We start from the raw sequence: 11,628 nt of genomic DNA on the forward strand, positions 1-11,628 counted from the left end.
ATTTTGTGATGATCATCACGGTTTCAAATTGATTTGGTATTCGAACTTTTGATGCCTCGAAACGAATTGATTATTCGTAACCCAGAATCGCCAAGGGTAATCCCTTGCTTCACCAGTTTTCTCAATTCCAATCCTTTTTCCGACTGATATGCTTTCAGGATAAAAACCTTTAGCTAAATATAAGGGTGGATGTGTGAGTGAGCAGCCATAGTCCTCCATTGTTATGCCTAATGCCTTTGTCAGTTTTCCAGGGCCGTTTGTCAGATTTTTTAATTCTTCAATCCCTCTCCTGGTTTTCATAAAATCGATACCGTACCGAGGTTCCAGTGCTCGGACCAAAATAGCTTCAGGTTTTTCTTCACCACCGCTGACCACGTTGAAAAGGCAGTGTGTATGCATGAGATATGTATAGGCGAGGCCGGAATGATGAAACATGATTTCTGTTCTTGCTGTCCTTCTGTTGTTATAGCTATGCGCTGCCTTATCACCAGGACCTATGTATGCCTCTGTTTCTACAATATACCCGGCAGCGATGCCCTGGTGTGTCTCTTTAACAAGGAGGCATCCGAGCAGCGCCTTTGCCAGTTCTAAGGTAGGCTTTTCATAAAATTGACGGGGTAATGGAACGATTTCATTAGGCAATTCTTCCATAATAGATGCCTCCATAATAATTACTTTCTTCTTGTTTTACCCATATTACTGAAAATTAAAAATGCGTATCGTGGGAAATTCTCACGAAGAAAAATAACTAGAAATTGTTTAAAGGCACCATCCTATATGGAAGGTGCCTCTTTTTTATATCAATTATGGGATTGACACATGCTTAAGGTCATCATTTTAATCATGCCCTCGACTAAGGTCGGCACTTCCTCGAATGCGCTTTTAATGTGCAGTCGCTCTGTCCGTTTATGGGCATCTTTACCAAACGGACCAACATTTAAGACAGGAGCACGAAGGTTGGACATTTCATCAAAAGGGATACTGTAACTGCTTCCCCAGACAGGCGTGTTTGCTTTAAAGGCAGTCCAACCTTCCCCTTCATCCTGGTAATTAACATAGCTTAAATCACTGATTCCATTGAAATAATGAACCTGTTTTACCGGTAAATTAAACTCTTCCTGCCCTTTTCCCCTAATATATTGGATACATTTCTTAACAAGCTCATCATCTGAAGAATTAACCGCTGGATAATAGGGAGGTGCATATAGTAAGACAATGGCCGGTGCAAGCTCCTGACATTCTATCATCAGACTGTCAGCAATCCGCAACGATTTTTCACGGTCATCCCAGTTTGTATTTGCCTGAACCTCAGCCTTTATCTCCTCTACAAAATTGGCTCCGAATTTACGGATTGCATGAGTTTGTAAATCCTCATATCGCAAAACACGGACTTCGCCAACCGGCTTCACAGACTGCTTCCTACAAACCTCTTTATACGCCTGATTGCATGCCGCAGCTGCCTCTATGGCAACTTTTTCAAATATCTCCATGATTTCTTCAGCATTCCGTTTCATTAAAAACACGTTGTACATTGCTGCAGAACGATAGGGCGTTTGAGTTGAATATTCAAGCCGTAAATCTTTTTGCTGCAGAGTAACAGGCAGGGGTGTGGTTTCTCCCTTCACTTCCTCCTGAAGACTTACATTCCATTCCATCCGCTGGGTCAGAAATGATGCAATATATGGAGCAGTAATGCCGCTAAGCGGTTCGCCCACATGTGTTTCTTTTCCATAAAAAAGCGCGGATGGCATAATTTTTCCTATCGATCCGGAATAAACATAAAAACTTCTGTCACCAGGTTCCTGAGTAAAAACCGGCTCTCCGTTAAGAAACAGTTTATAGCTGAGATCATGATGTTCTTTTAATTCCAGCAGTTTCGTAACAGCAGCCCGCATTCCAGATGAATTTACCTCTTCATCAGGAACGGTCAGCAGGAGAAGATTAATCGGCCATTTCTCAACCGTTGCTTTTTCCAATAATTTCATATGCATCGCGAGCCCCATCTTCATGTCCATAGTGCCCCGTCCAAACAAATATTCACCAGATTTGAGATCACTTTGTGCATCGCCATGCAGCTCGTCAATTCTATTAAAAAGTAATTTGGTCAATTCTTCCGGCTGATAAGCAAATTCCTCCAGGTCCCCATATTCTTCAGTGTTAACTGTGTCAAAATGACTAATTAAAACAATCGTTTCCTCTGAATCTCCCTTATATAAGCCTGTTAAGAACCGGCGCCCCAAATCAGCATCATGCAGACCCAAATGACTGGGATTCTCCTGAAAATATCGCAATTCCTGAAGTTTCGCTTGAACCTTACGGGGAAACTCCCGCTCCCCCTCCGTTAACGTCATACTTCTCCAACTCACCAGTTCACACAATAAACCCCGCAGCCTATCCGGTGTACCCCACCTAAGATGCTCCATCATTCCATTACCCCTTTACATTCCAGAGTGTCCGCCTGAGATGGACACTGTCCACGAGCGGTGCCTGTCACCATATTATTGCCTCCATATTATTACCACCAAATTATTGCCACCATTTTCTTCATTGTCTTTATCCTTTTATTTCAGTTTCTGCGTTTGCTTTGGTTTGTTTGTTTTTGATGTAGTAGAATATATAGCATGTTGCTAGGAATCCTAGTCCGATGAGGAGCCCTATTAGCTGTGTAGGGTCAAATGCCAGGAATATTAGGATTGAGACGCAGAATACGATACAAACGATCGGGATTAATGGGTAAAAAGGTACTTTGTATTCCAGGTCCTCTAATTTTCCTCCCCTTCGAAGGTACTTACGTCGGAACATTAACTGCGACAGGGCAATACCAATCCAAGAAATGGTTACGGATATTCCGGCAACTGACATCAAGAGAACGAAAACTGTATCTGCGGCAATAAAACTTGTCAGAAGTGATAGCAGCGAGAAAACCATCGTAAAAACTAGAGCTGTAAATGGAACCTTCCGTTTTGAAAGTTTCCCGAACCTTTTTGGTGCCATTCCCTCATGAGCCATGGCCCACAAAAGACGGGTGGAAGCATAAATACATGAGTTCCCTACCGATAATATCGCTGTCAGGATAACAAAATTCATGATATCTGGTGCATATGGAATTCCAGCCAAGTCCATTAACGTTACGAATGGGCTTTCGAGTAAACCGAGTTCCTCGGCTGGAAAAATTGCTGATAAGATAATAATAGAGGCCAAATAAAAGACAATAATTCTAAATAACACATTACGAATTGCACGAGGGATATTTTTAGAAGGCTCTTCGCTCTCTCCGGCAGCAATCCCAATTAATTCAGAACCTTGATAAGAAAAAATAACATTCATCATCGTTACAAAGAGAATGGCGATTCCGGCTGGGAATAGACCAGAGGGAGCTAGATTGTCTAATAATGGTGCTGGTCTGTCTGCAAGAGGAATAACTCCAAAAATGGCTCCGGCACCTATAATGATAAAAAAGATAACAGCTACTACCTTAATACCGGCAAACCAGTATTCTGCTTCGGCAAAACCTTTTGTTGTTAAGGCATTAAGTCCGAATAACAACAGGATAAAGACTGCACACCATATCCAGATTGAAACATCTGGAAACCACCTTTGCATTAGGATTCCGGCGGCGGTAAACTCTACACCCGCCGTAGTGGCTGACCCGATAAAGTACATCCATCCCAATGAAAATCCGGCAGAAGGACTAATGAATTTACTTGCATATGTCTGAAAAGAACCAGTTACAGGCATATGGACGGCAAGTTCTCCAAGGCAGACCATGACAAGATACAAAATAATCCCGCCAAACAAATACCCGACTAGTGCACCGCCTGCCCCCGATTGATTTATCGTATAACCGGCATTTAAAAACAATCCCGTTCCAATTACTCCCCCTAATGAAAGCATAAATAAATGCCTGCGCTTCATGGAACGGTTTAATTGATTTTCCTGACTTACCTGATTAACGGTTTCCATTCCCTCTCCCACCCTTCTTAAAATAGCTTTACCCCTCTTTATTTAATTAAAATCGCAGTGACAAGCAGCTTAATCCACCGTCCTGTTTACGGAATTCTGACATATCGAGTTCAATGGTCTGATAGCCTGCTTCGTTAATTTTTTGTTTGGTCACAGGATACCCTGCAGGAATGATGACATAATCATTCACACGAATACAATTGGCTGCGTACTCCTCTTCTGAGGGAACAACGATTTTTTGATAGCGGTTAAAGTCTGGATGATTGATGAATTCGCCTGCGACCACAATCGTTTGGTTTCCTAAATAGGTAATCCCTGTTTTTAAATGAAAGAATTTATCCAGTTCAACAATGATGCCCTTGTAACCTTCTAATTCTAGAATTAGTTTTAATTGCATGGCACCATCATGGTTGGTTCTCGCAGAAATACCGATATAAAAATGATCCTCTATCTGGAGTACATCTCCCCCATCTAGTGTTCCTGGAGATTTAATATAGTAAATATTTTCATAGAAAGTCTTAATGATAGGTTCCATCTCATGAATTTCCCCATTTCTAGACAGTGCCCCAGGATTAGAGATGACGGCAAACTTTGGAGTCAATACCGCTGTGTCTTCCACAAAAGTTGAATCCGGAAACTCTTTATTACTAGGAAGAATGGTTACTTCTGTTCCACATTTATTTAACGCCTCGATATACGCCTGGTGCTGCTCCAATGCTTTTTCAAAAATAGGGCTTCCTAAATCCGATGTAGTTAAGCCATTGATATAGCTTTCACTTGGAATTTTAACAATCGTATTGTTGAACATAATCGTATCCCCCTTATTTATCCTCTCACTACTGGACATGTAAGACATGTCGGTCCCCCAGTTCCTAAATAAGAAATTTCATTTCCATCATACTCATAGACAGTTGCTCCAGCTTCAATCAGCTGAGCCTTTGTGGAGGGATTTCCCGAAACCATCACGCAGACTCTTGGTGCTAATGCCAGTACATTGCAGCCAAGCCGGTGATACTCTTCATCCGGTACCTCTATTAATTTATAACCGCGCATTATTAGCAGCTGACGCAGATAGACCGGCATAAGTCTTGAATAAACCACTGCCAAATTCTCATCTACGATACTAATGAATGACATAAGATGAAGGCATTCCTCTTCTCCCTGATCATGTGGTAATTGAACAACGATACATTCGTCCACCATATCCTTTGTTATTTCCTGAATTTGCCGGATGGCTTCATCATTTGTCCGATAACCGCGTCCAACCAATAATGTACGGTCATCCAGCCAGACGAGGTCTCCACCATCAGCTACCGCATCCCCTGTTAACTCTCCTACAATAGGAATGTTCTTTTCTAGTAAAAATTGTTTATACGCCATAGCCTCAGGCTGGCGCAGCTTTTTCCCAGATTTTAAAATAATCGCCCCATTTTTCGTGAATTTAACAGGGTCATGGGCATATAGAGAGTCTAATCCAACTGTCTCTGAAGCAGGCAAAAATTCAATTTCAGCTACATGTTCTTTAATAATTGCATGGAACTTTTCATATTCATTTTGTGCCTTTATGTAGTCCGGTTCATTGATGTAGTTGAACTTTTCCCAATCATTCCGTAGATGCTCCTGACTGATAAAGGCATCCTTTGGGTGTTTTAAAATAACCTTTTTAAGATTTTTGTGCATTGAATTTAACACGTTTTATCTCCTCCTTTTTCCGCATAGTGGAAAGCTTTTTCTTTGAATGGAAACGCTTAATATGATATTATAAAATGTAGAGAAGCATGTCAATATATTTCGAATTTGCTGATTAATTAAACATTCACTTATTAGCAGGTGATGATAATAAAATTTATAGGGGTTGAATAAATGCAAACCATTGACCGGGCTATGCAAGTAATAAAAGTCTTAGCGGAAAGTGGCAGTAAAAATTGGTTCTCCATTACAGACTTATCAAAGGAATGTGACTTGCCTGTCAGTACCATGCACCGTCTGTTACAATCTTTGATAAAGCACGGATTAATTCAGCAGGATCCGCACCTCAAACTTTATTCAATGGGGTATGCATGGCTTGAATATGGCTTACAGATGTATGATACCTTTGATTTTGTCGGGCTCATCCGCCCTGAAATGGAGAAATTAATGCATGAGGTAGAAGAAAGTGTTTATTTCAGTAAACCCATAGGATTAGAAGCTATCGTTGTGGAAAGAATCGATTGTCCGCATAACCCAATCCGGATTTATGATCAGCTGGGAATCAGAATCCCAATGAATATCGGAGCGGCAAATAAAGTCATGCTGGCACACATGCATAAGGACGAAGCTGAAAAAATCATCAATGGTATCGTTCCAAAAGATGAAAGGGAGTCCTTTCTGCAGGTTCTCAATACTATTCGCCAAAAAGGCTATGGAGAGAGCCACGGAGAAAGAACAAAAGGTACCTCCGCTGTCGCAGCTCCTATATTTAATCACACCAACGAATTAATCGGTGCATTAAGCATTGGTTACGTATCCTTTAACCAAACAGACGAAAAACAACCGTTATTTATCGAAAAAGTAATCCAATCCAGCTTACGCATATCCGCTAAACTAGGAAGCAAGCTTAATATTTATCAAAATCAAAAATATTAACATTGAATTAGTTACTAAAAAAACACTCTTCCGATGAATCGGAAAGAGTGTTTTTTGAATTTTCTCATTATCAACTTAGTATGGCGCAGACTACTACCATGTTAAGGTCAATTATTTATTTTTCAACCGGCTCGCCAGCTTTTCCCCAGTGTGTCTTAGGGATCTCGGTTACTAGAACTCTTATATTCTCTTTCGGAGCATCCAAGGTTTCAGAAACGGTATTCGTTACATTGCGAATTAATTCTGCTACTTTTTCTTTTGGTCTTCCTTCCATCATTTGCACTTGAATAATAGGCATAAAAATCCCCTCTATTTACAAATTTTAATCCGTTACAGTAAATGATACTTCGCCAAAACCATCAAATTTTCCAGTTACGATATCTCCGTAATTCAATTTGACCGCAGCAGTAATACCGCCCGTTAAAATGACGTCACCCTTGCGAACCTTTTCGCCTTTTCTTGAAAGCATATTGGCAAGCATCGCCACAGAGTGGGCTGGATGGCCAAGGACAGCAGCCCCTGCACCCAATTCTTTGATCTCACCATTAATCGACAGAGTTGCGCCGACAAGGTCCAGTTCAAATTGTTCCGGTTTTTTTAAAGATGTTCCAAACAGAACCCGTGATGTTGAGGCATTGTCAGCAATCACATCCGGCAAGGTAAATTGAAAATTTTCATAACGGCTGTCGATAATTTCCAATGCGGGAAGAACATATTCCGTTTTTGCGAGAACTTGCGCCCCGGTTATACCAGGTCCTTCTATATCTTCTCCTATCACAAATGCAACCTCTGCTTCCACTTTCGGATGTATCAAATCACTTAAACGGACTTTTCCGCCATTTTCAATCAACATATAATCAAACACATATCCATAAATAGGCTCTTCAATACCCATTTGCTTCATTTTGGCAAAGCTCGTTAAACCCATCTTAGGACCAACGATTCTTCTTCCTTCACTTAATTTTCGTTTTACGATTTCTTGTTGGACAAGATATGCTTCCTCTACCGATAAATCCGGCTTCAGGCTCAACGTTACCTTTGGAACTTCCTGCCTTTCTTCCTCCGCTGAAACGAGGTAATTGGCAATATCCTTGTATTGACTCATTTTACTTTCTCCTCCGTTCTAAAAGTGGACACTTACCTGCCCAATGTGTGCGAATCTTGCCGTAAATGAATCTCCTGCCCGTGCTTCTATAGCTGCCGATAAAGCACCTGAGAGAATTACTTCACCTGCATGCAATGGAATATCAAATTCTGACAGCTTATTAGCCAGCCAAGCAACACAATTGGCTGGATTGCCTAAAGCTGCTGCACCAACCCCAGTATTGACTAACTCACCATTTTTATAAAATGCCATTCCGAGTAATTCAAGATCGATATCTTCGATCTTGACTGGCTTACCGCCAAGTACATAAAATCCGGATGAAGCATTATCTGCAACTGTATCTGCCAGCTTGATCTTCCAATCTTTTACTCTGCTATCAACGATTTCAAGCGCAGGAACGATATATTCGGTTGCCTGAAGAACATCAAGAGCAGTTAAATTAGGGCCACGTAATTCCTTTTTTAAAATAAAAGCAATCTCCGCCTCTACCTTTGGCTGTAACACTTTCTCGGTGGAAATAAAACCTCCGTTTTCAACCACCATACTTTCTAATAGGTGTCCATAATCCGGCTCATCAACACCTAATAGATTCTGCATGGCCAGGGAAGTTAAGCCAATCTTTTTTCCTACTACTTTTTGTCCTTGTTCTATCTTTTTCTTTATATTTTCTAGTTGGACGTAATAGGCTTCCTTCACTGTCAACTCAGAATCAATTGAAGTAAGCGGTACAATTCCAACTCGAGTGGACTCTGCTTCTTCCAATATTTTCGCAAACTCTACTATTTTATTTGTCACCTGTATAACACCCTTTCTAAAGGTTATTCGTAATATTGGATAAATCTGAGTAAAAATCAATGCTGTGCATGCCGTCATTGGTCAAATAGTGGTTTAATAACGGCTGTGTTCCACCTCGTAAGACCATGTAGTGTAAGCAATTTATCGCTTTTTACCTTTGTTTCTATTTAACATGTACGTATTCCTCCTAATAGGAAAAATTATTTTTCATAGTTTGATGGTAACGCTCTTAAGTTTCACATACAACTTTTGTGTTGCTTTATTTGCAACAAGCACAATGAATTTAAAAAAATAGCTCTCACACCAAACCAAAAGAAGTGGATAATCCCCCTTTTTTATGTGTTTAACGGTTCAATAGACCCAATTTAGTAATAATATTCCGAAAAGTATAAATATTTTATTGAAAATAAAACCACTAATGTTTATAATCTCTAATTAGAGAACATTATTTACTATAAGTAAAGTGCAATTAGTGTTAACCGATAACAAATACGAATTCTCTCATATTATCGTAAGCGTTATCATTTAATTTTATTTTTTAATGGGGGAAAAAACATGACAACGATTAATTCTACCGAAGTTATTGCTAACAGCAAATTTAACCGCTTTCATCTAGGTTTACTATTATGGAGTTTTTTCATTATCTTGTTTGATGGTTATGATCTGGTCGTCTATGGAACGGTTTTACCAACCTTGATAGAAAAATGGAATCTTTCCTCGGTGGAAGCAGGAGCAATCGGGACCTATGGATTATTTGGGATGATGTTTGGGGCAATCTTTTTCGGTACTTTGGCTGACCGGATTGGTAGAAAAAACGTGATTGCGATAACATTAGTACTGTTTAGTTTATTTACATTCCTTTGTGGCTTTGCCGAAACACCAACTACTTTCTCAACCTTTCGTTTCCTAGCTGGCTTAGGTTTGGGAGGAATCATGCCAAATGTTATCGCACTATTAACAGATTATGCCCCTAAGACGATGAGAAGTATGATTGTAAGTATCGTATTATGTGGTTATTCTGTTGGGGGGATTCTTGCTCCCTTAATAGGGATTTTCTTAATGCCAACATTCGGATGGGAATCAATCTTCTGGTTTGCGGGTCTTCCTCTCCTATTTTTGCCTATCATGTACAAACAGCTGCCCGAAACAGCCAGCTATCTTATCCGTACAGGTAAAAAGGAAAAATTGATTGCAACCCTTGCTAAAGTAAGTCCAGAATCGCATTTTAGTCAAAAAGATGAGGTTATCGACTTAAAAATACATGATTCAAAGGTTCCTATAATAGGATTATTTAAGGAGAACCGCGCCTTCAGTACGGTTATGTTTTGGACAGCGTTTTTCAGTTGTTTATTGATGGTTTATGGTTTAAATACCTGGCTTCCAAAATTGATGATGGAAGCAGGATATGGATTAAATTCAAGCTTAGGCTTTCTCATTGCCCTCCAAGGCGGAGCCATTATTGGGACACTCATCATCGGACGACTTTGTGATAAATACGGTTCAAAAAAAATGCTTGTTCCGATGTATGCCTCAGGCGCCGTGGCTCTGACACTCCTAGGATTTGGAGGAAATACGTTAGTAATCTATCTGTTAGTAGCTATTGCCGGAGCTGCAACCATAGGTGCACAAAATATTGTTCAGGCCTATGTTTCCCAGTACTATCCGCCATCTATTAGATCTACAGCATTAGGGATGGCTTCAGGAGTCGGCAGGATCGGCGGTATGCTAGGTCCCCTTTTAGGAGGATTCCTATTATCTGTTTCTTTACCCATTCACTTAAACTTTATCGCCTTTGCCATTCCTGGCTTGATTGCGGCTGCCGCCCTCTCATTGGTGCCTTTAAAAAATGCCTATTATAATAAAAACGATGCTAAAGATAAATCTATTAAAGTTCATGTAAGTTAATGGATTAAAAAAGTCTCCCTTCTAAAAGGGAGACTCATTGCGTTAAATGGAACTCTTTTCTATCTTCAATGACAACTGTCGTACTAAAAAAGTATTTTAGATAGATAAACGACCACCGCAACTGTAATACTGCTTATAACGGTAGTCAAAAGGACCGCTTGCGAAGCATATTCTGGATAATTATCATACTCAAGTGCCAGCAAAGCACTATTTCTTGAAGAAGGAAATGAACTAGCGATAAATAATGCTTGAGCTGTAATACCAGTTAGTCCAAGAGTAAAGATTACTAGTAACCCAACTATAGGAGAAATAATCAGCCGGCCTATTACAATCCAAACAATTGGTCTTGAAATTCTTGTAATCTTTAAAAATGCTACTTGTGCTCCTAGTGTGACCAGTGCAACTGCCAAAAACGCATTTGAAGAATTTTCAATTGGCCTCCACAAAAATTCAGGTATATCAATATGTAGCCATTTCAACAATATTGCCAGTAATAAAGCGTAAATAACCGGAAGACGGATAATTTTACGTAAGATATCCAGCCCGCTGCTCTCTGCAGAGACACTGTTGAAAAAACCATATGTAAAAGTAAGTAGATTTTGAAAAATAGAAATAATAATCTGTATCGACATCCCTGCAGGATTAGCGGCAAAAACTAGTTCACTTACAGGCAGACCGTAATTACCTGAATTACTCAAAACCATACTGTTTTTAAAAGTTGCTGTCAGCTTACGGTCAAACCTGTTCGCTTTTGCAATAAACATGCTGGTTAAGATAAGTAGAATATTAAAAAGTAGTAAAAATACTAACGTTTGGCTAATTAACTCGCCTGACATTTTGCTCTCATATATATTTACAAAGCAAACAGCAGGCAATAAGAAATACACCGTCAAGGTTGACAGTGTAGATAAATCAAGCCTAATTACACGCTGCAGTACAGCCCCTGCCCCTATTAACAAGAATATTGGAAAAATGATATCTAGTAATATATGATACAAAATACTCATCCAAATTACCTTCTCTCTCTGATGAAAAAAAGAAAAATGCATTTTATTAATTAATAAAATGCATTTTCCTGCTTCTTACACTACTTGATCGTTAAAATAAATAACCTCTGAAAGAATCTTACAACCTGAGACATTTTTAAAAGCTTCCTTGGCTTCTTTTTCAGAATTAAATTCAAACATTGAAATATTGTTACCCTTTGAATAGACAGTGATTATCCACATTAACAT

The 11,628-nt window shown here is 39.6% G+C and carries 12 protein-coding genes; 2 read left to right on the forward strand and 10 right to left on the reverse strand.

What is annotated here, in order from left to right; translation table 11 throughout:
- Positions 1 to 15 precede the first annotated feature (15 nt).
- The 5 genes from ACY3XC_RS12480 to ACY3XC_RS12500 all read right to left on the reverse strand — a co-directional run bounded on the left by ACY3XC_RS12480 (position 16) and on the right by ACY3XC_RS12500 (position 5,643).
- A complete protein-coding gene (locus tag ACY3XC_RS12480) occupies positions 16 to 651 on the reverse strand; it encodes a DNA-3-methyladenine glycosylase (protein ID WP_464868820.1) in 636 nt (211 codons plus the stop codon).
- 149 nt (positions 652 to 800) lie between these two features.
- Positions 801 to 2,423 (reverse strand): M20/M25/M40 family metallo-hydrolase, encoded by a 1,623-nt coding sequence (locus ACY3XC_RS12485; RefSeq protein ID WP_464868875.1) that lies wholly within the window; start codon positions 2,421 to 2,423, stop codon positions 801 to 803.
- 130 nt (positions 2,424 to 2,553) lie between these two features.
- Entirely contained in the window at positions 2,554 to 3,963 is a 1,410-nt protein-coding gene (locus ACY3XC_RS12490) for an amino acid permease (RefSeq protein WP_464868821.1), read from the reverse strand.
- A 46-nt stretch (positions 3,964 to 4,009) separates the two neighbouring features.
- Complete coding sequence (locus tag ACY3XC_RS12495; RefSeq protein WP_464868822.1) at positions 4,010 to 4,771, reverse strand: dimethylarginine dimethylaminohydrolase family protein; 762 nt, start codon at positions 4,769 to 4,771, stop codon at positions 4,010 to 4,012.
- Positions 4,772 to 4,788: 17 nt separating this feature from the next.
- A complete protein-coding gene (locus tag ACY3XC_RS12500) occupies positions 4,789 to 5,643 on the reverse strand; it encodes a dimethylarginine dimethylaminohydrolase family protein (RefSeq protein WP_464868876.1) in 855 nt (284 codons plus the stop codon).
- A 183-nt stretch (positions 5,644 to 5,826) separates the two neighbouring features.
- On the opposite strand from ACY3XC_RS12500, the gene ACY3XC_RS12505 reads away from it, so the two are divergent.
- The gene (locus ACY3XC_RS12505; protein ID WP_464868823.1) at positions 5,827 to 6,588 is read left to right on the forward strand and encodes an IclR family transcriptional regulator; all 762 of its coding nucleotides are present in this window, start codon (positions 5,827 to 5,829) and stop codon (positions 6,586 to 6,588) included.
- Between the two features lie 115 nt (positions 6,589 to 6,703).
- Here the strand turns inward: ACY3XC_RS12505 and ACY3XC_RS12510 are convergent, their stop codons facing one another.
- From ACY3XC_RS12510 to ACY3XC_RS12520, 3 genes are read right to left on the reverse strand one after another with little or no spacing between them, the layout of a single operon-like run.
- Complete coding sequence (locus tag ACY3XC_RS12510) at positions 6,704 to 6,886, reverse strand: 4-oxalocrotonate tautomerase (RefSeq protein WP_307196077.1); 183 nt, start codon at positions 6,884 to 6,886, stop codon at positions 6,704 to 6,706.
- Positions 6,887 to 6,910: 24 nt separating this feature from the next.
- Positions 6,911 to 7,693, reverse strand: a complete 783-nt coding sequence (locus ACY3XC_RS12515; protein WP_464868824.1) for a 2-keto-4-pentenoate hydratase — start codon at positions 7,691 to 7,693, stop codon at positions 6,911 to 6,913.
- Between the two features lie 18 nt (positions 7,694 to 7,711).
- Positions 7,712 to 8,488, reverse strand: coding sequence for a 2-keto-4-pentenoate hydratase (locus ACY3XC_RS12520; RefSeq protein WP_464868825.1), 777 nt, complete (start codon positions 8,486 to 8,488; stop codon positions 7,712 to 7,714).
- Between the two features lie 555 nt (positions 8,489 to 9,043).
- On the opposite strand from ACY3XC_RS12520, the gene ACY3XC_RS12525 reads away from it, so the two are divergent.
- On the forward strand, positions 9,044 to 10,393 hold the full coding sequence (locus ACY3XC_RS12525; protein WP_464868826.1) for an MFS transporter: 1,350 nt from the start codon (positions 9,044 to 9,046) through the stop codon (positions 10,391 to 10,393).
- Between the two features lie 83 nt (positions 10,394 to 10,476).
- On the opposite strand, the gene ACY3XC_RS12530 is transcribed toward ACY3XC_RS12525, so the two are convergent.
- The gene (locus ACY3XC_RS12530; protein ID WP_464868827.1) at positions 10,477 to 11,400 is read right to left on the reverse strand and encodes an AEC family transporter; all 924 of its coding nucleotides are present in this window, start codon (positions 11,398 to 11,400) and stop codon (positions 10,477 to 10,479) included.
- A 75-nt stretch (positions 11,401 to 11,475) separates the two neighbouring features.
- The gene (locus ACY3XC_RS12535) at positions 11,476 to 11,622 is read right to left on the reverse strand and encodes a hypothetical protein (RefSeq protein WP_192652592.1); all 147 of its coding nucleotides are present in this window, start codon (positions 11,620 to 11,622) and stop codon (positions 11,476 to 11,478) included.
- Between the last annotated feature and the right edge of the window lie 6 nt (positions 11,623 to 11,628).

It is taken from the genome of Bacillus sp. CZDM1 (assembly GCF_055502545.1).

What these genes read in the sequence shown, in the direction of transcription:
- ACY3XC_RS12480 (WP_464868820.1), bottom strand. Translation starts at nt 651, where the DNA reads ATGGAAGAATTGCCTAATGAAATCGTTCCATTACCCCGTCAATTTTAT.
- ACY3XC_RS12510 (WP_307196077.1), bottom strand. Translation starts at nt 6,886, where the DNA reads ATGCCTATTATTCAAGTGCAAATGATGGAAGGAAGACCAAAAGAAAAA.
- ACY3XC_RS12495 (WP_464868822.1), bottom strand. Translation starts at nt 4,771, where the DNA reads ATGTTCAACAATACGATTGTTAAAATTCCAAGTGAAAGCTATATCAAT.
- ACY3XC_RS12530 (WP_464868827.1), bottom strand. Translation starts at nt 11,400, where the DNA reads ATGAGTATTTTGTATCATATATTACTAGATATCATTTTTCCAATATTC.
- ACY3XC_RS12525 (WP_464868826.1), top strand. Translation starts at nt 9,044, where the DNA reads ATGACAACGATTAATTCTACCGAAGTTATTGCTAACAGCAAATTTAAC.
- ACY3XC_RS12535 (WP_192652592.1), bottom strand. Translation starts at nt 11,622, where the DNA reads ATGTGGATAATCACTGTCTATTCAAAGGGTAACAATATTTCAATGTTT.
- ACY3XC_RS12490 (WP_464868821.1), bottom strand. Translation starts at nt 3,963, where the DNA reads ATGGAAACCGTTAATCAGGTAAGTCAGGAAAATCAATTAAACCGTTCC.
- ACY3XC_RS12515 (WP_464868824.1), bottom strand. Translation starts at nt 7,693, where the DNA reads ATGAGTCAATACAAGGATATTGCCAATTACCTCGTTTCAGCGGAGGAA.
- ACY3XC_RS12505 (WP_464868823.1), top strand. Translation starts at nt 5,827, where the DNA reads ATGCAAACCATTGACCGGGCTATGCAAGTAATAAAAGTCTTAGCGGAA.
- ACY3XC_RS12485 (WP_464868875.1), bottom strand. Translation starts at nt 2,423, where the DNA reads ATGGAGCATCTTAGGTGGGGTACACCGGATAGGCTGCGGGGTTTATTG.
- ACY3XC_RS12500 (WP_464868876.1), bottom strand. Translation starts at nt 5,643, where the DNA reads ATGCACAAAAATCTTAAAAAGGTTATTTTAAAACACCCAAAGGATGCC.